Here is a 20876-nt window from a genome sequence, read left to right as displayed (position 1 = left end):
GTGGTATTTCCGCGGGGTGAGGCAGCGACTTCAGTAATAAAAAACAGCTTGAGCGGCATATATCTCAAGTTATTCATGCCGATAATCGTTACAATATTCTCTTAAGTTTCGCCGGCAACGATTCTAACATTTCCCCCAAACGCTGTCTGACTAATCGAGTGATTTAGCTCAAGCAAATAAGAATAATTTCTCTGCTGAACCGTTAACTACTCGATAAAGCCGAGCACAATCATCACTTTTCCCTACTACGGAGGGCTTTTTAACCAGACTGTCTTTTTATGGGTACAAAATATCGTTGTTATATTTACTCAGCATATTGCCACGACATGATAACCTCAATCGCAGGATGTCATTAAGTTATTACCTTCTTAGGTGGTTATATTATGAAAAAAAGTATTCTTTATTTTTCGCTGAGCTGGTTTCTCGTTAGTGTACCAGCATTTACTCAGGCTCAGGGCTTATTATCAGGCAGTAAACAATTAAGTGAAAAATCACCATTAAAACAGCTCGGCTCTGATGTCTTCATTCAAATATTCAAAGAAGAAAAAATACTTGAACTCTACACCAAAAACAGCACAGGCCATTATCAATTAATCCGGCAATATCCTATCTGTAATTACTCCGGAGGGCTTGGCCCTAAGACCCTGAAAGGGGACTTAAAAAGCCCGGAAGGTTTTTACCACGTCAGCCTTAAACAGTTAAAACCCAACAGCAGCTACTACCGAGCCATTAATATAGGCTTTCCCAATCAATTCGATAAATACCGGGGGTATTCCGGCAAGAATTTAATGATTCATGGTGCATGTAAATCTATTGGCTGCTATGCCATGACCAATCTTTATATGGATGAAATATACCGATATGCAGAAAGTGCGCTTCATCGTGGGCAACGAGAAATTAAAATTGACATTTACCCCTTCAGGATGACGTCATCAAATATGAAACGCCATCACAATAACGTCAATTACCCATTTTGGAAACAGTTGCAGCCTGCTTATGAATATTTCGTTCAACATAGCACACCTGCAACTGTTAAAGTCATCAGAGGACAATATGTTTTAAATCAGGTAGCTCAACCAGATAGCCAAACTCCGTCAGACTATGCGTTCACCAAGGTGAAATAATGCATAACTTCCCGGTTCAATTTTATGCCACTCTTCGTTATGCGTTAAAGGTAAAGTTGCAATCACGGATACCACATCATCAGGCTGCGTATGTTCCTGAAAATCAATTTCAATATCCTGATCAAGCAATTTTGCTTTACCGAAAGGAGAACGGCGGGTAATCCAGTGCAATTGTGTCGAGCAATAAGCCAGCATAAATCGCCCGTCAGATAGCAGCATATTGAACACACCTTTTTCCCGAAGTTCATCTGCCAGTGATGCGATGAAACGGAATACCGCTGGCCAGTTGGAAGGCCGTTTAGGATATTTCACCGATAACTGATGCAGTATCCAGCAAAATGCCCATTCACTGTCAGTTTCACCAACCGGACGATAATTTCCCGTTTTCAGGTTACGATGCCCTTTCAATTGACCATTATGGGCATAAGTCCAGTACCTTCCCCATAATTCACGGGTAAACGGATGAGTATTCACAAGGGATACATTGCCACGGTTAGCCTGACGAATATGGGCAATAATAGCCTCTGATTTAATCGGATAGCCCTGAATAAAACGGGCAACAGGAGAATGATAACAGGGCTGGTGATCTTTGAAGGTTCGATACCCAAGACCTTCATAGAAAGTAATTCCCCAGCCGTCCCTGTGAGGGCCTGTATTCCCGCCTCGCTGGATAAGACCACTCAAACTGAAAATGATATCCGTTGGCACATTGGCACTCATGCCAAGTAATTCACACATTGCCTACCTCTAACCTGAACCTGATACCTGTTAACGCTGATTTCTGTTAACACTGGTTTCTATTAATACGCTGCAATCAGGCTTTTACCATCTCTTTTTCAATTAACTGAATCAAAATATGGATTACTTTGATATGAATTTCCTGAATACGATCCGCGTAACCGAAATGAGGCACACGAATTTCAACATCCGCTGTTCCGGCCATTTTGCCGCCATCTTTACCGGTCAGGGTGATCACCTTCATCCCTTTCGCACGGGCAGCTTCAATTGCCTTAATAATATTACCGGAATTACCTGAGGTTGAGATTCCGAGCAGAACATCACCTTGTTGGCCAACAGCTTCGATATAGCGGGAAAACACATAATCATAGCCAAAATCATTACTCACGCAGGACAGGTGGCTGGGATCAGAAATAGCGATACCAGGGTATCCCGGACGGTTTTCACGATAACGGCCTGTCAACTCTTCCGCAAAATGCATGGCATCACAATGTGAACCACCATTGCCGCAAGAAAGTACTTTTCCTCCCGCCTTGAATGAATCTGCCAACAAAACCGCCGCTTTTTGAATAGCATCAATATTGGCATTATCGTTGAGAAAGTTGGTCAGTGTCTCTACGGCTTCAGATAATTCACTGCGGATCAGATCTTGATACATGGGGCTCATACTCCTGAAAGGAAAGGTCTTCGGGATTAATAACAACAGCTATTCAGTGTAACGGATTCCCCCTCCTGAAAGAAGATTTCATTACACCCTGACGAAACTATCACAGCAAAAACAGCAATCACTTTGTGAGCTAGATTGTAATTAAGATGTAAATATATTGATAAAAGCCTTTTCCTCATCTAAAAAAGAAGAACATCACAACAGGTCAGACCTCTGACAACTCAACCTGAGATTTACAGGAGTTTTACTATGACCGTCCTCAGTATCATCTTATTTTTAGCCTTAATTGGCGGGCTTTGTTACCGCAAAGTCAGCCTGACTGTTAGCAGCCTGCTGCTTATTGCCTATACATTCATTATGGGTGTTACCGGCTTATGGAGCTACTGGCTACTACTACCACTCGCTATTATCCTGTTCCCTCTTGTTTTCACCCCGACCCGAATCTCTTTATTCTCCGCTCCCGGCCTGAAAGCATTCCGTAAAGTTATGCCAAGCATGTCCAGAACAGAGAAAGAAGCTATTGATGCAGGTACAACATGGTGGGAAGGTGATTTGTTCCGTGGCAATCCTGACTGGAAAAAATTGCACAATTACCCTAAACCACAACTCACTGCTGAAGAACAGGCATTCATTGATGGCCCTGTGGAAGAAGCCTGCCGTATGGCAAATGATTTCCAAATCAGCCATGAATTAGCTGACTTGCCTCCGGAGCTGTGGGCTTACCTGAAAGAGCATCGCTTCTTTGCGATGATCATCAAGAAAGAATATGGCGGTCTGGAATTCTCAGCTTACGCCCAATCACAAGTGCTGCAAAAACTGTCTGGTGTCTCCGGTATTCTGGCGATCACTGTCGGCGTACCTAACTCGTTAGGCCCGGGTGAATTATTGCAGCACTATGGTACCGATGAGCAGAAAAAACATTACCTGCCCGGTCTTGCCCGTGGTGAAGAAATTCCCTGTTTTGCTCTGACCAGCCCGGAAGCCGGTTCTGATGCAGGTGCAATTCCGGATACTGGTGTCGTCTGTATGGGCGAATGGCAGGGAGAACAAGTTCTTGGTATGCGCCTGAACTGGAATAAACGCTACATCACTCTTGCACCTATCGCGACTGTACTGGGGCTGGCATTCAAATTGTATGATCCGGACCATTTACTGGGTGAGACTGAATCTCTGGGCATTACCTGTGCTCTTATCCCAACCAATACCCCGGGTGTTGAAATCGGTCATCGCCACTTCCCACTGAATATTCCATTCCAGAACGGGCCAACCCGTGGTCAGGATATTTTCGTTCCTATCGATTACATTATTGGTGGGCCGAAAATGGCTGGGCAAGGCTGGCGTATGCTGGTTGAATGTCTGTCAGTTGGCCGTGGTATCACTCTGCCGTCCAACGCAACTGGCGGACTGAAAAGTATCGCTATGGCTATCGGTGCTTACTCCTACATTCGCCGTCAGTTCAAATTGCCTATCGGTAAAATGGAAGGTATTGAAGAACCACTGGCCCGAATTGCCGGTAACTCTTATCTGATGGATGCAGCAGCAACGATGATCACAAGCGGCATTATGATGGGTGAAAAACCTGCCGTTCTGTCGGCTATCGTGAAATATCATTGTACCCACAGAGGCCAGCGTGCAGTCATTGATGCAATGGATATCGCTGGTGGTAAAGGTATCTGCCTTGGCCCATCTAACTTTTTGGCCCGTTCTTATCAGGGCGCACCTATCGCCATCACTGTAGAAGGTGCGAATATCCTGACCCGTAGCATGATTATCTTTGGTCAGGGCGCCATTCGCTGCCATCCTTATGTACTGGCTGAAATAGCTGCGGCTGAGAAAAATGATGTCAAAGCATTTGATAAAGCGCTGTTTGGTCACCTCGGGCATGTTGCCAGCAATACCCTGCGTAGCCTCTGGTTAGGTATTACTAATGGCAGAACGAGTAGCACACCTGTTAATGATGGGACCCGCCGTTACTATCAGCTCATCAATCGCCTGAGTGCCAACCTTGCCCTGATGTCTGATGTTTCCATGGGCGTATTGGGTGGCAGCCTGAAACGTCGTGAACGTATCTCAGCCCGTCTGGGTGATATTCTGAGCCAAATCTTCCTGGCAAGTGCCACTTTAAAACGCTATGAAGATGAAGGACGCCAGAAAGAAGACTTACCATTGGTACAATGGGCGGTAGAAGATGCTCTGTATCAGGCGGAACTGGCTCTGCATGATTTACTGCGTAACTTCCCTAACCGTCTGGTGGCTGGTTTAATGCGAGGAATTGTCTTCCCTCTGGGTCGTTCACGCACCGCTCCAGCGGATAAACTGGATCACAAACTGGCTCAGATATTACAGACTCCTTCTGCAACCCGTGATCGGATTGGTCGTGGTCAGTATCTGACACCAAGCGAGCATAATCCTCATGGATTACTGGAAGAAGCCCTGCATGACGTTATTGCCGCAGAGCCTATTCATGCCCGCCTGAGCCGTGAAGCAGGCAAAAATCTGGGCTTTACACGTCTGGATCAGTTAGCTGAAAAAGCATTATCTGATAATAAGATCACCAAAGAAGAAGCGGATATTCTGAAACGAGCGGAAGCCAGCAGACTGCGTTCAATCAATGTTGATGAATTTGAAACAGACGCACTCTCTGTACCTAATGCAACAAAAAAAGCGAATAAGCAAATCAAAGCGGCTTAATGCTGATACAAGTGATAAGTAAATAGTAAACAAAGCGGGGCACATCACAGCCCCGTTTTTTTACACTTCTTCCAGTGATAACAATTCCTGTATTGTCTGTCGACGACGAATTAAACGAGGCTGTCCCTCAACAAGCAATATTTCCGGAATCAAAGGGCGGCTATTATAGTTTGAAGACATCGATGCACCATAAGCACCGGTATCATGAAAAATCAGATAATCACCAACAGAAATATCAGGCAGCATACGCGGGATGACCTCCCCTCCTTCCAGCTGGGTAAAAACATCGCCCGATTCACATAATGGCCCTGCCACTAAGGTTTCTCTCAAGTCAGAACCACTGCTGTATTTCCCAATATCACTATGCTTTCCGTCACGATTATCAGGCAAAACAGAAATATGGTGATAGCTGCCATACATCGCTGGGCGCATCAAATCATTAAAACCGGCATCCGCCAGCACATAATGACGGTTTCCCATTGACTTTACCGCTCTCACTTCTGCCATCAAAACCCCGGCTTCAGCAACCAGAAAACGACCGGGCTCAATCTCCAGCTTAATATGATGTCCCAAGTGCTGCTCTATACGCTGGCGGGCTTCATGCCATAAATTGTAATAATGGCAAGTATCCACGGCTTCCTCGCCGTTTTTATAGGGAATGGATAACCCTCCGCCTGCTGAAATTGCCTGAATATCTACTCCACACGATACAACCTGTTCCACCATCGCATTACAAACATTAGCCAGATGCTGGTAGTCAACACCGGAACCAATATGCATATGCAAACCAACCAGATGCAGGTTGTATTGATGAATTTTCTCAAGAGCTAAAGGCAAATCCTGAAACCAGATCCCATGTTTGCTATTTTCACCACCCGTATTGGTCTTCTGGCTATGACCATGCCCGAATCCGGGGTTAATTCTCAGCCAAACCGGATGTGCTGGCTGACGCTGACCAATCTGTTCCAGCATATCAATGGAACCAGCATTGACAGGAATATCTAGCTCAATGACACGATCCAGTGTCTCTTCATCAATAAGATCGGCGGTGAATACAATCTCAGATTTATCACGTCCGGGCTGAAACCCGGCATGAAGAGCACGTTCAATTTCGCCCAGTGATACCGAATCCACTTTAATACCCTGTTCTCTCATCAAGCGTAGGATATGGGTATTAGAACAGGCTTTCTGTGCAAAACGGATAACATCAAACTGCTTTAGCTTCCCAATTTGTCTGCTAATAATATCGCTGTCATAAACCCATAATGGCGTTCCGTAAACCTCGGGCAAAGCAAGAAGGTTTTCTGGCGTAAAATTATTGCCTGAATTATCAGTACCTGAATTAACAGTCATAGTGGGTATTGTCATTGGAGCGTTCTCACAAAATCAGCAGATACTTCATTATTGCCAGCAAAAAGGCGGGAAGAAAAATATCTATTTTGCTAAAGGCTATTCATTTCTGATATTGTTTTGCTTTATTTTTAAACACGTCGTTGTATGGTACACACTAACAGACTATTTTCTTTGTGAAACAGTCTCGAAGTGAAGTCTAAAGGAGAGCACTATGCACACCTGCTCATGGCGACATATAGAGATTTTTCATGCCGTAATGACCACAAGGAACCTGACTGATGCTGCGGTTTTGCTGAAAACTTCACAACCAACAGTAAGCCGTGAACTGGCGCGTCTAGAACAGTTGTTGAAATTTAAATTGTTTGATCGGATAAAAGGGCGTTTATTCCCGACCGCGCAAGGGCTGAGGTTATTTGAAGAAGTCCAGCGATCCTATTATGGGCTGGAAAGGATTCTCAATGCAGCGGACAGTATTCGCCAATTTGAGTATGCGCAACTATCTATCGCCTGTTTACCGGTATTCTCACAATCTTTATTACCCTCAGTCTGCCGCAGATTCATTCAATCCTATCCTGATGCACAACTGACCATCATTCCACAGGAGTCTCCACTACTGGAAGAGTGGCTTTCGGCACAACGCCACGATATCGGTTTAACCGAACATATGCAGACACCTGCCGGAACTGAACGTGAAACTTTACTGACATTGAATGAAGTCTGCGTTCTGCCGGAGAGCCATCCACTTGCACAAAAACCACAACTGACACCAGAAGATTTTCATGATCAGCCCTTTATCAGTCTTTCTATTACTGACAGCTACAGAAAGCTTATCGATGCGATATTTAACGAACATCAGGTTTCACGCAGGATGATTATGGAGACCCACAGTGCATCATCAGTATGTGCTATGGTTAGTGAAGGTATCGGAGTATCGATTGTCAATCCTCTGACCGCTCTCGATTATCTGAATAAAAAAGCACAGCATAAAAACACGGGGTTCTGTATACGGCCGTTCAGTATAGAAATTCCTTTTATCGTTAGCTTAATTAAGCCGCTCCATCGCCCATCTTCCGAGCCGGTTGAAATATTTATTAGCCATTTAAAACAACAGGCTAAGCTATTTCCTCAAAAATTAGCATCAGCTTTTCAACGTTAATTGCTGCCAGTGAGAGGATGAATCAAACCACTCCACCAGAAAATCCAATAAGGCCCGTAAGGTAGCGGGCATATTTTGACGGCTGACATAAATACCGTAGATCCCCATCGTCTGAGGCTGATAATCAGGTAATAACTCAATTAATTGCCCTGATTTTAAATAGGGTGAGACGGAATAATAAGGCTGCATAGAAATACCTGCTCCTTGTAAAGCCGCTTCCATCAGAACCGTTGATTCATTAGCACTTAACGTACCGCTGACAGGAACCGAATACTGTTCATCCTGTTGTTCAAATAACCATAAATTTTTGTCAAAAAGGTTATAAGTCAGGCAATTATATATCGCCAAATCATCGGGTTTCTGGGGAAGCCTTTTTCCGGCTAAATAAGAAGGAGCGGCACAAATAACAGAACGGCAAGTCGATAGCGGACGGGCGATTAAATTCAGTCCCAGATTATTAGTAATACGAATGGCCAAATCAATACGCTCTTCAACCAACTTAGTCGCTTTATTACTGATTTCCAGACTAACCCCAATTTGCGGATACTTGCGCATAAATTCGGGGATAGCCACAGACAGTGCACTCATTCCCAGTGCCTGACAACAGCTTACTCTCAACTGCCCTTTCAGAGTTTTAGCTTCTGTCGATTGTTGAACCGGCATTGCTTCCGCCAGTTCTATCAGCTTGAGGCTTCGCTGATAAGCCTGTTCTCCCGCTGATGTCAGGCTGATTTGGCGAGTTGTACGATGTAAAAGACGAATTTCTGACCATCGTTCCATTTCAGACAAATAACGTGACACCATTGCCCGTGACATATCAAGCCGTTCTGCTGCCGCACTCAAACTACCCTGTTCAACAATTGTGACAAAAACCTGTGCTGCTGTGATCCTGTCCATCTATTTTTCTGTATCCCCACGCTGATTCGATTGATTTATGCAACAAACAGTTGCCAATTATGGGATTTTTCAATCGGAGTATGCAATCTATTATAGGCGCCATTCAAGCAGATAAGCATTTAGGAATTCGATGATGGCTAACAAGACTACAGTACATAAAACAATATTAAATACAGCTCTGGTCACAGCACTCTCATTAGGAATGGGGGCATTCGCTCAGGCCGCTGAACTTAAAATGGATATTTACAATCCGGGTGAAGAAAGCATTTTTCCTGTCTCTTCTGAAGTTATCAGTGGTGAACATGAAGTTGTACTGATTGATGCACAGTTCAGAAAAAGCGATGCTCAGGAATTGGTCAAAATGATCCAGAAGACGGGGAAAAAACTGACGACGATCTACATCAGCCAATCTGATCCAGATTATTACTTTGGCCTTGATGTGATCACTGAAGCCTTCCCTGAAGCCAAAGTGATCGCTTCACCAGAAACGATTAAAGCTATCAATGAAACCAAAGATGGCAAGCTGGCATACTGGGGTGGCGTTCTGCAAGATCAGGCTCCGAAAAAAATTATTGTCCCTGAGCCATTGAAAGGAAATACTTTCACTGTAGACGGTGAAAAATTGATTGTTGAAGGTTTGAATGGCCCGGCAGCAGATCGTACTTTCGTATGGGTTCCTAAATTAAAAGCTGTTGTTGGTGGTGTTACTGTATCTGAAAATATTCATGTATGGATTGCGGACACTCAGACTAAATCATCTCGTCAGAACTGGATGCAAACATTAGACCAAATTAAAAACCTGCAACCTGAAACTGTGGTGCCAGGTCATTATATCGGTCATACAGCCATGACACTCGAGTCAGTGAATTTTACTCAAAATTACCTGGCTACACTGGAGAAAGAATTACCAAAAGCAAAAGATTCCACAGCATTAATCTCAGTTATGAAAAAACATTATCCAAACCTTGCGGAAGAATCCAGCCTTGAATTAAGTGCAAAAGTTCTGAAAGGCGAAATGACGTGGCCTCAATAAATTAAAATTATCATGGGTGTTACGAATAGTAGCACCCGTATTTTATTCAAATAGTTATTCCCCCAAAAAAACACCATAACAAAAAATAAAATTATCATTTCCAAAATCCCGTTAATACTTTATATTTAAACACAAACAAAACTTATAATAAAAATATAAAAAACAAACCCACCAATTAAACACAAACAATTCCTAAATTAAGTGACATTTGTCATTATTTTATTTTTATAACTCATAATAAACTGAAGTTGTGACCAATGAGCCATACTGCAATAAATCAACTTGAATAAAAAACCCATTTTATTTAGATTTGGTTTCAACGGAGAGATAAGCAAGCCAACCTAAGATAATTAGATGCTTCTAACGTCTAGGTTATGTAAGGTAGGCAGCTTAAGGCCAACTAGATGCTTCCAACGTCTAGCGCAAGCAGGATGAACAGCCTAAACCAGCTAGATGCTTCCAACGTCTAGCGTATACAGGAGCTACCCAGCCTACTAGATGCTTTTAACATCTATTGTATGCAGAAAGTAGCCCAATACATTAGATGCTTTTAACATCTACCATGTAATTAATGTGTACTATAGGCTCTAATCCTGCTCTCTCCCATATTTTCAATTCTCACATTCATTTCCCAATTAATACTAACCAAGTTCAATAGATTGCCCAGTAGAAAGATTCTTCGCATTTGATAACCATAATCTTCCCCATCTACCACTACAGTGACAAGCATAAATATGCTGTATATTTTCTTTTTTAATATATCGTCTGATACGCAATAGCTTCAAGGGAGAAGCATAACGTAAATGTAAACCGCCAATAATGGCATAGACTTTATCGATACCCGTTATAGATTTACAAAATTCAACCATATCGATAACACCACGATGCCCACAGCCAATAAAAATAATTAATCCGTGTTGGGATTTATAAATTAAAGCACCTTCATCTTTGACAAAATCAGGAGAATAATTCTCACCTGCAATCACACCATAACTTTTACTTTCTTCTTTTTTAATCTCACCTGAATAAATAAAGCTATCATTAATGTGAGTTTCATCTTTTGAAAAAAAAGTGTCGAAATTGGAATAATTAACCTGTCTGGATAATTTTTTAAATTTCATAGCATTATTTTTCGTTATTAACCAACCATAATATCTTTCATTTTTCACCTCCGGATGACAAATAACTTTAGCGTTCGTAGAAAAAAAAGGTAGACCTCCACAGTGGTCAAAATGACCATGAGAAACAATAACTGTAGAAACCTTCGATAAATCTATATTTAATTTCTTTGCGTTATCGATAAAACTGCCATCTGGACCAGTATCAAAAAGAATTGTATTTTCCTGATTCTGAATTAATAAGCTTAACCCCTGCTTATTGATTAAGCTTCCTTTGTAGGGTGCAAAAACCTGATTTTCTAATAATGCTGTTATTTTTAGTGTCATAGTACACTCTTTTAAGCTTTGATATTTCTATAGTTTTCTGACTATATCCAATATGCTGAGTTATCTAAACTTGAGCAAGCTCGATAATATTAATCCCAGATAGATAAAAAAACATCAAAAGTATGGCAGAAAAACAAAGATAAGGCCCAAAAGCAATAAACCCTGGATAACTTTTCCTTTTCAGCCAGATAATCGCAAACCCTAACAGTCCGGAGATTGAAGACAGAAGCATCAACACAGGGATCATCTCTATACCAATCCATGCTCCTATTGCAGCAGCCAGCTTTAAATCACCATAGCCAACCCCCTCTTTCTTAAAAATACACCGACATAACCAATATAATATCCACAAAAATAAATACCCTGATATGGCGCCATATATCGCACTCTTAATCGGAATTAAATTATCACCGCTATTAAACACCAATCCGAACCATAATAAAGGCTGAGTGAAAACATCTGGTAACTGATAAGTCTTTATATCAATAATGGCTAAGAAAACTAAAGTAATGCAAAAAAACGAAATTATTATATCATTCAGATTAACTGGATTATTGAACCACTGATTTTTTCCATCCATGAAAATACTCAATACAGCTTCCATAAATAACATCCCTGTAATGATATCCCTTATTTATTTCCTGACGTTAATCAGAACACGGTGAATATTAAATTTTCCCACAGGTCATTAGCAATGAAAAATCTATTAAAACTGCCATTATGAAATAAATATGCGAGCCAGCTCGCAAGGTCTTTTTGTCTGATAGACAACTTGATTAGGCTACCAGCGCTCCTTTATCATGGCAGCATATGCCATACCGGGGTTATCCGGAGAAAAAAGGAAAGAAAAATATGCGAATTCCCCGCATCTATCACCCTGCCCCTCTCACTGTAGGAACTGAAATTAGCCTTAGTGATGATGCCGCCAACCATGTTGGCCGTGTACTTAGAATGAGTAACGGTCAACGGTTGCAGCTCTTTGATGGAAGCAATCAGGTTTTTAATGCAGAAATTACAGAAGCCAGTAAAAAGACGGTCAAAGTATATATCCATACAGGGGAGTTGGCTGATCACGAATCACCATTAGATCTGCATCTGGGGCAAGTTATGTCCCGCGGTGAAAAAATGGAATTCACCATCCAAAAATCGGTGGAGCTGGGTGTTAACACTATCACGCCACTACTTTCTGAACGCTGTGGTGTAAAACTGGATGCGGAAAGGCTGGAAAAAAAACTGCAACAGTGGAAAAAAATAGCAATTTCTGCCTGTGAACAATGCGGACGTAATCAGATCCCTGAGATCCGACCGGTTATGTCACTCGAAGCGTGGTGTGCAGAAACCGATAACAGCCTAAAATTAAATCTGCACCCTCGTGCCAGCCAAAGTATCAATACTCTACCGTTGCCAGTGGAAAAGGTACGCCTGCTGATTGGCCCGGAAGGGGGATTATCCGCCGAAGAAATAGAAATGACGGCAAATCACCAGTTTACTGATATCCTGTTAGGTCCTCGTGTCCTGCGGACAGAAACTACGGCACTCACTGCAATTACAGCACTACAAGTTCGTTTTGGTGATCTGGGTTAAGGAGAAAGAATGATCAAGCTCGGTATAGTGATGGATCCAATTTCATCCATCAATATTAAGAAAGACACTAGTTTTGCCATGCTGCTGGAAGCACAGAAACGTGGATGGGAAGTCCATTACATGGAGATGAATGATCTCTATCTGCATCAGGGGGAAGGCCGTGCGCGCACCCGTTTGCTGACTGTGGAAGAAAACCCTCAGCAGTGGTATCAGTTTGGTCATGAACAGGATATTGCCCTTGATACACTGAATGTTATCCTGATGCGCAAAGACCCACCTTTTGATACTGAGTTCATCTACGCCACTTATATTCTGGAACGGGCTGAGGTTAAAGGAAGCCTGATCGTCAACAAGCCACAGAGCCTGCGTGACTGTAATGAAAAACTGTTTACTGCATGGTTCCCTGAACTGACACCGGATACGCTGGTAACACGCAACGCCAGTACACTGCGTGAATTCCATCAAAAACATGGTGATGTTATTTTTAAACCACTAGATGGCATGGGTGGCGCTTCTATTTTCCGTCTGAAACAGGATGACCCTAATGTCGGTGTGATTATTGAAACACTGACAAATCATGGCAGCCGTTTCTGTATGGCACAAAACTTCCTGCCCGCTATTAAGGATGGAGATAAGCGAGTTCTTGTTGTGGATGGTGAACCTGTCCCTTATTGTCTCGCCCGTATTCCGGCACAAGGTGAGACACGAGGAAACCTCGCAGCAGGCGGACGCGGTGAAGCCCGACCTCTGTCAGAAAGTGACTGGGCAATAGCGCGCGCTGTCGCACCTGTACTGAAAGAAAAAGGATTAATTTTTGTCGGGCTTGATATCATTGGAGATCGTCTGACAGAAATCAACGTTACTAGCCCAACGTGTGCACGTGAAATAGAAGCGGCTTTCCCTGAGGTCTCTGTTACGGGTATGCTGATGAATGCAATTGAAAAACGATTGGGTAAACAAACGGTATAATAGGCTAAACTGGCGCCATTTCCTGGTAGCATTTGCCATTTATTATATAGGCTCACATGCTGTGTGAGCCACTTTATTCATTTATCGTAAAAATCATCATCAAAAAACATGAACTTACAGCACCATTTCCTTATTGCTATGCCTTCGCTCACTGATCCTTATTTCAACCGTTCCGTAGTTTATATCTGCGAACATGATCAAAACGGTGCGATGGGGTTAATTATCAATAAGCCAATAGCTCAGGTTTCTATTCAGGGGATCCTTGAGAAATTAGAAATCTCTGCCGAAGACAGAGACGATAACATCAATCTGAACAGCCCGGTTATGGCGGGTGGACCGTTATCTGAAGAACATGGTTTTATTTTACATACGCCACTGTCCGGATTTAGTTCCAGTATACGAATCTCTGATGAGACGATGGTAACGACCTCCAAAGATATGCTCGAAGCATTAGGCACTCCACGTCAGCCGAAAAATATTTTAATGACACTGGGGTATGCCGGCTGGGAAAAAGGTCAGCTGGAAAAAGAAGTTATGGAAAATAGCTGGCTGACTGTCAGTGCTGATCCCTCAATTATTTTCAATACCCCCGTTGCTGATCGCTGGCGTGAAGCTGCATCCTTATTGGGAATTAATATCCACAATCTCGCATTACAAGCAGGACATGCCTGATGAAAAACCGCACAGTGATCGCATTCGATTTCGGTACCCGCAGTATTGGTGCTGCTATAGGACAAGAAATAACCGGCACAGCCAGAGCACTAGATTCTTTCAAGGCCAAAGAGGGTTCTCCTAATTGGGATCTGATTGAGAAGCTCCTCAAAGAATGGCAGCCAGATTTAGTCATTGTTGGTCTGCCACTCAATATGGATGGCACCGAACAGCCAGTCACTGCACAGGCCAAAAAATTTGCTAATCGTATCCATGGCCGCTTTGGTGTTCAGGTTGAACTGCACGATGAACGATTAACAACGGTAGAAGCGCGCTCTCATCTATTTGCTTATGGCGGATATCGTGCTCTTGATAAAGGCAAAGTTGATTCCACTTCTGCTGTCGTCATTTTGGAAAGCTGGTTTGAGCAACATTGTTGATAATAAAAAGCTATTTATAATTAATAGATTATTATCGTAAACCAATAATACAGTGAAGTTATAATCATAGGAATTTGTTCCACTATTTTGCCAGCTATTCCGCCAGCAATCCTGATAATCTGCGTTGTTGGCGGCTCTGTTCGTAGGTTTGCATTCCGCAAGCGGCTCCGGTTTGCATTAACGTTGCTATCTGATGGTTTTTCCCTTCCCTGATCAAATGGCTGACAGCCTGATTGACGACTAAAATTTCATAAATAGCCACTCTCCCTCCATCCTTAGCAGGAAGCAGTTGCTGGGCAATAACTGCTTTTAAACTGCCTGCCAGCTGAGCACATATCCATCCTTTCTCATCTGCGGGAAATACATCCACCAGCCGATCTATGGCCTGAATTGCTCCACGGGTATGTAGTGTTGATAAAACCAAATGACCCGTTTCAGCGGCAGTCAGCGCCAACCGGATCGTTTCTTTATCACGCAACTCACCCAACAGAATGACATCAGGATCCTGTCTTAGTGCCCCTTTCAGCGCAGTCTGATAATCCGGCACATTTTCCCCGATTTGCCTTTGCTGTATCAGACAATTCCTGCTTAGGTGAACAAACTCTATCGGGTCTTCCAGTGTAATGATATGTTTTCTGACATGATTATTAAGAGTGTTAATCATCGCTGATAATGTTGTTGATTTACCGCTTCCGGTTGCACCTGTTACTAATATCAACCCATTTTCTGCCAGTCCCTTTTCCTCCGGTAAAACAAGGCGCTGAATAATATCTGGTGCATATAGCTGTTCCAGAGTCGGGCACTTGTCAGAAATTAACCGTAATACCAATGAAAGGTGCTCCTGCTGATAGAATAAATTCCCTCTGAGTCTTCTTTTATTCGGCATTTCTACGACAAAATCAACATGCCCTGTGCTCCTCAATTGCCGCTGTTGTTCTTCAGATAATATTCCGTTGCTCCATGTATTAATGAAGTCATTATCAATCTCTGCCAAATGTGTCTGAGGATATAACACATCGTTGATGCGCAAAATTGGTACTTTCCCGACACAAAGATGCAGATCAGAGGCATTATGCTTTACACTAAGGGCCACTAACTTTTCCATATTCATTTTTTAATCTCCTGAGTTTCTTATGCACAATATCGAACAAAATCTTCACGATGTCAGGAACAACATCGCCCTTGCAGCTCAGAAATGCGGGCGCTCTCCAGAAGAAATTACGTTACTTGCAGTCAGTAAAACCAAACCTGCGGAAGCCATCGCAAAAGCGATAACCACAGGCCAGAGGGAATTTGGCGAGAATTACGTTCAGGAAGGGGTTGAAAAAATTCAACTGTTCGCTAACCACAACGATTTGGTGTGGCACTTTATCGGCCCTTTACAGTCTAATAAAAGTCGTTTGGTGGCTGAACATTTCGACTGGTGCCATACTATCGACCGGTTAAAAATCGCCCAGCGTTTAAGTGAGCAACGCCCTGAAAGCATGGCTCCGCTCAATATCCTCATTCAGATTAATATCAGTGGGGAAAACAGTAAGTCAGGTATTCTTCTGGAAGAACTTGAGGAACTGGCTGCAACAGTTGATTTACTACCTAATCTGGTATTACGTGGTCTGATGGCCATCCCTGCGCCAGAAGAAGATTATGAACGGCAAACCGCTATTTTTCGTCGGATGGAACAGGCTTTTATTAAATTAAAGGCACAATACCCACGGATAGATACACTTTCTATGGGGATGACTGATGATATGGAAGCCGCTATCGCCTGTGGCTCAACCTTAGTTCGCATAGGAACCGCCATTTTTGGTGCCCGCGAATATGGGTCTACAGCAAGTTAATTAACAGCTCAACATTAACTCATTAATATTCGAGACGATTTCTTCATGGAAAATAGAAAAATCACGTTTATCGGCGCGGGGAATATGGCTCATGCCATCATCGCGGGTCTGATCAACAAAGGCTATCCGGCCAAACAAATCACTGTCTGCTCGCCCAACACAATTCGTCGTGATGTTCTGGCAGAAAAATATGGCATCAACAGCCAGAGTGACAATATTCGCTATGCTCAGGAAGCTGATGTTATTGTTTTAGCGGTTAAGCCCCAAATGATGGAAGAAGTCTGTGGCTCCTTACGTGCACAAGTCAATTTCGAGCAAAAACTTGTGCTTTCTATTGCCGCCGGTATTCCTCTTTCCCGTTTTTACTCATTATTGCAGGAAAACCTTAATATTATCCGCATCATGCCAAATACGCCCTCGCTTATCGGGCAAGGGATCAGCGGCATGTTCGCACCTGAACAGGTCAATCAATCTGATCGCCAGTTTGCTGAAGTATTAATGAACAGTGTCGGCAAAGTCTGCTGGGTAAACGATGAAAAAGGCATCAATGATATTATTGCCGTTGCCGGGAGTGCTCCGGCTTATTTCTTCCTGTTTATGGAATCGATGCAACAGGAAGCAGAACGTCTGGGCTTCGACAGCCAAACAGCCAGAGAACTGGTTCTGCAAACGGCTATGGGTTCAGCTAAACTTGCTGAATCACAGGCAGAACTTCCTTTTGCTATCCTGCGTGAACAGGTAACATCTAAAGGTGGTACAACTGCCGAGGCATTACGCGTTTTTTATGAAAACCATCTGCCGGAAGTTGTATCCCAAGCTATGCAGGGAGCAATACGCCGGGCACAGGAAATGGAAAAATTATTTTAAACAACCAATATAATTTGATCAGGGCTGCTACATGCAATTCTTAAACTTTCTCTTTTTTACAGTTCTGGATTTATATACCGCAGTTTTACTGCTTCGAGTCTGGATGCAATGGGTACGTTGTGATTTTTACAATCCGTTCTCACAATTTATCGTCAAAATCACCCAACCCGTGGTACGCCCATTACGTAGGGTTCTTCCCGCTATTGGCCCTATTGATACAGCATCGGTTGTTTTTGCTTACATCCTCGTCATGCTCAAACTGATGCTGCCTTACTGGTTAGCAACAGGACAATTTCTTGTCCAGCTATTCCCTCTTGGAATAATTGAACTGCTGACTGCCGCAGGAAAACTGGTATTCTGGCTTGTGATTGCCCGCGCATTATTGAGCTGGATCAGTCAGGGACGTAACCCTGTGGATTACGTTCTGCTCCAATTAACAGAACCACTGATGGCTCCTATCCGTCGGATTCTCCCTTCTATGGGAGGATTAGATTTCTCAGCCATGATTGTGATTCTGATCCTGTATGCGCTAAATGCTCTCCGTGCTGATGTTTTAGCGTGGTTAATTCCGAGCTTAATTGGTTAATAAATAATAAGTTAATTGGATAGAAACAATGCAGAAAGTTGTTCTTGCCACAGGAAATGCTGGCAAAGTACGGGAGCTGGCTGATTTACTGGCTGACTTTGGTTTGGATATCGTCGCTCAGACTGAATTGGGTGTAGATTCCGCAGATGAAACCGGTTTAACCTTTATTGAAAATGCTATCATTAAAGCCCGTCATGCTGCGGCAGTCACCGGTTTACCTGCGATTGCTGACGATTCAGGGCTATCCGTCAATGCTCTCGGTGGTGCCCCCGGTATTTATTCGGCTCGTTATGCGGGAGCCGATGCCTCCGATCAGGAGAATCTGGAAAAACTACTGGAAGCCATGAGCGATGTTCCTGATGACCAACGTCAGGCACAATTCAATTGTGTTCTGGTTTATTTACGCCATGCAGAAGATCCGACCCCTCTGGTCTTCCACGGTCGCTGGTCTGGTTTCATTACCCGTGAACCAGCCGGTAATGGCGGTTTTGGTTATGATCCGGTTTTCTACGCACCGGAATTTGGCTGTACAGCAGCAGAATTAAGCCGTGAACAAAAAAGTGCTGTTTCACATCGTGGACAAGCCTTAAAAATGCTGTTGGAAGCCATGCGTAATGCTTAAATTACCACCATTAAGTCTTTATATTCATATTCCATGGTGTGTGCAAAAGTGCCCTTATTGTGATTTCAATTCACATGCATTAAAGGGGGATGTACCACATCAAGAATATGTCGAACATCTGCTGGCAGATTTACGTCATGATTTGCCAATGGTTGAGGGGCGGGAAATTTCCACTATCTTTATCGGTGGAGGTACGCCCAGTTTGCTCAGTGCGGAAGGAATGCAACGGTTGCTTGATGGTGTCAGGGAGCTACTGCCCCTCTCCCCGCAGGCAGAAATTACCATGGAAGCGAATCCGGGAACGGTTGAAGCTGACCGTTTCAGTGCCTATCAACAGGCTGGTATTAACCGGATTTCAATCGGCGTACAAAGCTTTGGCTCAGATAAGCTTATCCGCTTAGGGCGCATTCATGGCCCGGAAGAAGCGAAACGAGCTGCGCGGCTGGCGGATGGCCTTGGTCTGCGCAGTTTCAACCTTGATTTGATGCATGGCCTGCCTAACCAGACACTGGATGAAGCTCTGAACGATTTACGTCAGGCTATTGAACTCTCACCACCTCATTTGTCGTGGTATCAGCTGACGATTGAACCCAATACCAGTTTTGGCTCACGTCCGCCAGTCCTGCCAGATGATGATGCGCTATGGGACATTTTCTCTCAAGGGCATAAGTTATTGACAGAAGCTGGCTATCAACAGTACGAAACCTCAGCCTATGCCAAACAGGATTATCAATGTCAGCATAATCTGAACTACTGGCGGTTTGGTGATTATCTGGGAATTGGCTGCGGTGCCCACGGAAAAATATCGTTTGAAGACGGGCGTATTCTGCGCACAGTGAAAACCAAACATCCGCGCGGTTATATGCAAGGGCGTTATTTGGATAAGCAACATCAAGTGGATCACGATGATCGTCCATTTGAATTTTTCATGAACCGTTTTCGTTTGCTGGAAGCAATGCCACGAAAGGATTTCAGTGATTTTACCGGATTACCGGAAAGCACTATTCGGCAGCAAATCGACGCGGCGCTGGCAAAAGGTTATATCACTGAAAGTGATACACACTGGCAGATCACGAAACACGGAAAATTATTCCTGAATTCGTTATTAGAAATGTTTTTGTAGAACGTTTTTATGGTGCTATTTCTGTAAAAATGACTTCTGCAAAAATAAGGCTGCCCTTGAAACTCAAGGAGCAGCCTTATTTTATGAACACATTTAATCAGTATGATTACAAAGCATCAGCGATTGCATTCACCTGACGCGTCAGGCTCTCTACCCCGCCACCAGACAGATACCATAAATCAGGTTGCAGATAGACTATCTTGCCATTTTTATAAGCGTTGGTTGACTTCACCTGAACGGTTTCAAACTGAGCTTTTGTTAACTCCCCTGCTCCAATTGCTTTACTGCGATCAATAATAAAGATGACATCAGGATTTGCCTGAGCAATCATTTCCGCAGTGACAAGACGACTCTTATCGTTATCTGATTTCGGTGGTAATTCAGCGCGCTGCGCTTTCACCACATTGTAAACAACGGTTTGATTATTCGGGTATAACTCGCCAGCATTATGTAATAAAACCAGCACCTTGTTATTTGAAGATTTTGCTTTTTCCTGCGCAGTCGTTATCGTTTTTTCTAAATCAGCCTGCTGTGCTTTTACTGCATCTTGTTTATCGAACAGTTCACCTAATAGCTTCAGATTATTTTCAACAGATGGCAGGTAGTTTTTATTATCCGTGCTTAAATCCACTGTAGGTGCAATTTGGGATAGACGATCATAAAAATCATCCTGACGCCCGGTGATCACAATCAAATCCGGTTTTATTTCAGCCAGTTTTTCTAAATCCGGAGATTTCATCCCGCCGGCATCATTCATCTTTTCAGATACGTGACTACTCACATATTCAGGCAAACTTTCTTTCGGCAGTGCAATAACACGCTCAGATAGCCCTAATTTGGCCATTGAATCGTAAGTACCGAAGTCAAATAAAACCACTCGCTGAGGATTTTTCTTAACCTTAGTTTCTCCGGAATGATGTTTTACCGTGAGATAATCCCCGGACTGAGTGACGACTGAATTTGGCGTAAATGTTGTAGATTGCTGGCTGAATGCGGAATGACTAGTAACAGAAAATAATGAGGCTAAAATAATCGGCAGGATTTTTTTCATTAGGGCACCTGAAGTAATCATGTGTATAAAAAGTGATTTGC

Annotated in this window: 21 protein-coding genes; 13 read left to right on the top strand and 8 right to left on the bottom strand. The window is 43.2% G+C overall.

Features of this window, described 5'->3' with window-relative positions; genetic code table 11:
• Positions 1 to 383 precede the first annotated feature (383 nt).
• Complete coding sequence (locus AACS90_RS23015; RefSeq protein ID WP_099119884.1) at positions 384 to 1124, top strand: L,D-transpeptidase family protein; 741 nt, start codon at positions 384 to 386, stop codon at positions 1122 to 1124.
• On the opposite strand, the gene AACS90_RS23010 is transcribed toward AACS90_RS23015, so the two are convergent.
• Positions 1095 to 1862 carry a class II glutamine amidotransferase gene (locus AACS90_RS23010; RefSeq protein ID WP_099119883.1) on the bottom strand — a complete coding sequence of 256 codons (768 nt, stop codon included), beginning with the start codon at positions 1860 to 1862 and terminating at the stop codon, positions 1095 to 1097. The two genes, AACS90_RS23015 and AACS90_RS23010, sit on opposite strands and share 30 nt — an antisense overlap.
• Before the next feature lie 76 nt (positions 1863 to 1938).
• Positions 1939 to 2520, bottom strand: coding sequence for a D-sedoheptulose 7-phosphate isomerase (lpcA, locus tag AACS90_RS23005; protein WP_099119882.1), 582 nt, complete (start codon positions 2518 to 2520; stop codon positions 1939 to 1941).
• A gap of 258 nt (positions 2521 to 2778) precedes the next feature.
• Here lpcA and fadE point away from each other — a divergent pair, with 258 nt between their 5' ends.
• Complete coding sequence (fadE, locus tag AACS90_RS23000; RefSeq protein WP_099119881.1) at positions 2779 to 5220, top strand: acyl-CoA dehydrogenase FadE; 2442 nt, start codon at positions 2779 to 2781, stop codon at positions 5218 to 5220.
• Between the two features lie 60 nt (positions 5221 to 5280).
• Here the strand turns inward: fadE and lysA are convergent, their stop codons facing one another.
• The gene (gene lysA / locus AACS90_RS22995) at positions 5281 to 6573 is read right to left on the bottom strand and encodes a diaminopimelate decarboxylase (RefSeq protein WP_099119880.1); all 1293 of its coding nucleotides are present in this window, start codon (positions 6571 to 6573) and stop codon (positions 5281 to 5283) included.
• A 211-nt stretch (positions 6574 to 6784) separates the two neighbouring features.
• On the opposite strand from lysA, the gene AACS90_RS22990 reads away from it, so the two are divergent.
• On the top strand, positions 6785 to 7729 hold the full coding sequence (locus AACS90_RS22990; RefSeq protein ID WP_099119879.1) for a LysR family transcriptional regulator: 945 nt from the start codon (positions 6785 to 6787) through the stop codon (positions 7727 to 7729).
• Here AACS90_RS22990 and AACS90_RS22985 read toward each other — a convergent pair.
• Complete coding sequence (locus tag AACS90_RS22985; protein ID WP_099119878.1) at positions 7712 to 8626, bottom strand: LysR family transcriptional regulator; 915 nt, start codon at positions 8624 to 8626, stop codon at positions 7712 to 7714. The genes AACS90_RS22990 and AACS90_RS22985 overlap by 18 nt on opposite strands.
• Positions 8627 to 8759: 133 nt before the next feature.
• Between AACS90_RS22985 and AACS90_RS22980 the strand changes: the two genes are divergently transcribed.
• Positions 8760 to 9659 carry an MBL fold metallo-hydrolase gene (locus AACS90_RS22980; RefSeq protein ID WP_099119877.1) on the top strand — a complete coding sequence of 300 codons (900 nt, stop codon included), beginning with the start codon at positions 8760 to 8762 and terminating at the stop codon, positions 9657 to 9659.
• A gap of 641 nt (positions 9660 to 10300) precedes the next feature.
• On the opposite strand, the gene AACS90_RS22975 is transcribed toward AACS90_RS22980, so the two are convergent.
• Both AACS90_RS22975 and AACS90_RS22970 read right to left on the bottom strand, forming a co-directional pair.
• Complete coding sequence (locus AACS90_RS22975; protein WP_099119876.1) at positions 10301 to 11104, bottom strand: MBL fold metallo-hydrolase; 804 nt, start codon at positions 11102 to 11104, stop codon at positions 10301 to 10303.
• 64 nt (positions 11105 to 11168) lie between these two features.
• Positions 11169 to 11708, bottom strand: a complete 540-nt coding sequence (locus tag AACS90_RS22970; protein ID WP_241538151.1) for a prepilin peptidase — start codon at positions 11706 to 11708, stop codon at positions 11169 to 11171.
• A gap of 248 nt (positions 11709 to 11956) precedes the next feature.
• Between AACS90_RS22970 and rsmE the strand changes: the two genes are divergently transcribed.
• The 4 genes from rsmE (at position 11957) to ruvX (ending at position 14748) form a co-directional block, all read left to right on the top strand.
• Positions 11957 to 12688, top strand: coding sequence for a 16S rRNA (uracil(1498)-N(3))-methyltransferase (gene rsmE / locus AACS90_RS22965; RefSeq protein WP_099119875.1), 732 nt, complete (start codon positions 11957 to 11959; stop codon positions 12686 to 12688).
• 9 nt (positions 12689 to 12697) lie between these two features.
• Positions 12698 to 13657: a glutathione synthase gene (gshB, locus tag AACS90_RS22960; RefSeq protein WP_099119874.1), complete on the top strand. Its 960-nt coding sequence runs from the start codon at positions 12698 to 12700 to the stop codon at positions 13655 to 13657.
• A gap of 108 nt (positions 13658 to 13765) precedes the next feature.
• Positions 13766 to 14329 (top strand): YqgE/AlgH family protein, encoded by a 564-nt coding sequence (locus tag AACS90_RS22955; RefSeq protein WP_099119873.1) that lies wholly within the window; start codon positions 13766 to 13768, stop codon positions 14327 to 14329.
• Positions 14329 to 14748: a Holliday junction resolvase RuvX gene (gene ruvX, locus AACS90_RS22950; protein WP_099119872.1), complete on the top strand. Its 420-nt coding sequence runs from the start codon at positions 14329 to 14331 to the stop codon at positions 14746 to 14748. Before AACS90_RS22955 ends, ruvX begins: the two co-directional genes overlap by 1 nt.
• A 94-nt stretch (positions 14749 to 14842) precedes the next feature.
• On the opposite strand, the gene AACS90_RS22945 is transcribed toward ruvX, so the two are convergent.
• Entirely contained in the window at positions 14843 to 15859 is a 1017-nt protein-coding gene (locus AACS90_RS22945; protein WP_099119871.1) for a type IV pilus twitching motility protein PilT, read from the bottom strand.
• A 22-nt stretch (positions 15860 to 15881) separates the two neighbouring features.
• Here AACS90_RS22945 and AACS90_RS22940 point away from each other — a divergent pair, with 22 nt between their 5' ends.
• Genes AACS90_RS22940 through hemW form a run of 5 tightly spaced genes read left to right on the top strand, consistent with a single transcriptional unit; the run spans position 15882 to position 19784 of the window.
• Positions 15882 to 16586: a YggS family pyridoxal phosphate-dependent enzyme gene (locus tag AACS90_RS22940; protein WP_099119870.1), complete on the top strand. Its 705-nt coding sequence runs from the start codon at positions 15882 to 15884 to the stop codon at positions 16584 to 16586.
• 45 nt (positions 16587 to 16631) lie between these two features.
• Positions 16632 to 17453 (top strand): pyrroline-5-carboxylate reductase, encoded by an 822-nt coding sequence (gene proC / locus AACS90_RS22935; RefSeq protein WP_099119869.1) that lies wholly within the window; start codon positions 16632 to 16634, stop codon positions 17451 to 17453.
• Positions 17454 to 17484: 31 nt separating this feature from the next.
• Entirely contained in the window at positions 17485 to 18039 is a 555-nt protein-coding gene (locus AACS90_RS22930) for a YggT family protein (RefSeq protein WP_099119868.1), read from the top strand.
• Between the two features lie 28 nt (positions 18040 to 18067).
• Positions 18068 to 18661, top strand: a complete 594-nt coding sequence (locus AACS90_RS22925) for an XTP/dITP diphosphatase (RefSeq protein WP_099119867.1) — start codon at positions 18068 to 18070, stop codon at positions 18659 to 18661.
• Positions 18654 to 19784: a radical SAM family heme chaperone HemW gene (gene hemW, locus AACS90_RS22920; RefSeq protein WP_099119866.1), complete on the top strand. Its 1131-nt coding sequence runs from the start codon at positions 18654 to 18656 to the stop codon at positions 19782 to 19784. Before AACS90_RS22925 ends, hemW begins: the two co-directional genes overlap by 8 nt.
• A gap of 106 nt (positions 19785 to 19890) precedes the next feature.
• Here the strand turns inward: hemW and AACS90_RS22915 are convergent, their stop codons facing one another.
• Positions 19891 to 20835 (bottom strand): siderophore ABC transporter substrate-binding protein, encoded by a 945-nt coding sequence (locus AACS90_RS22915; RefSeq protein ID WP_099119865.1) that lies wholly within the window; start codon positions 20833 to 20835, stop codon positions 19891 to 19893.
• Positions 20836 to 20876: the final 41 nt, after the last annotated feature.

The organism is Xenorhabdus sp. KK7.4, from assembly GCF_963876465.1.
In the GTDB taxonomy this organism is placed as follows: Bacteria; Pseudomonadota; Gammaproteobacteria; order Enterobacterales; family Enterobacteriaceae; genus Xenorhabdus; species Xenorhabdus stockiae.
The sequence above is the reverse complement of the archived record's forward strand: the minus strand, read 5'-3'. Positions and strand labels throughout refer to the sequence as shown.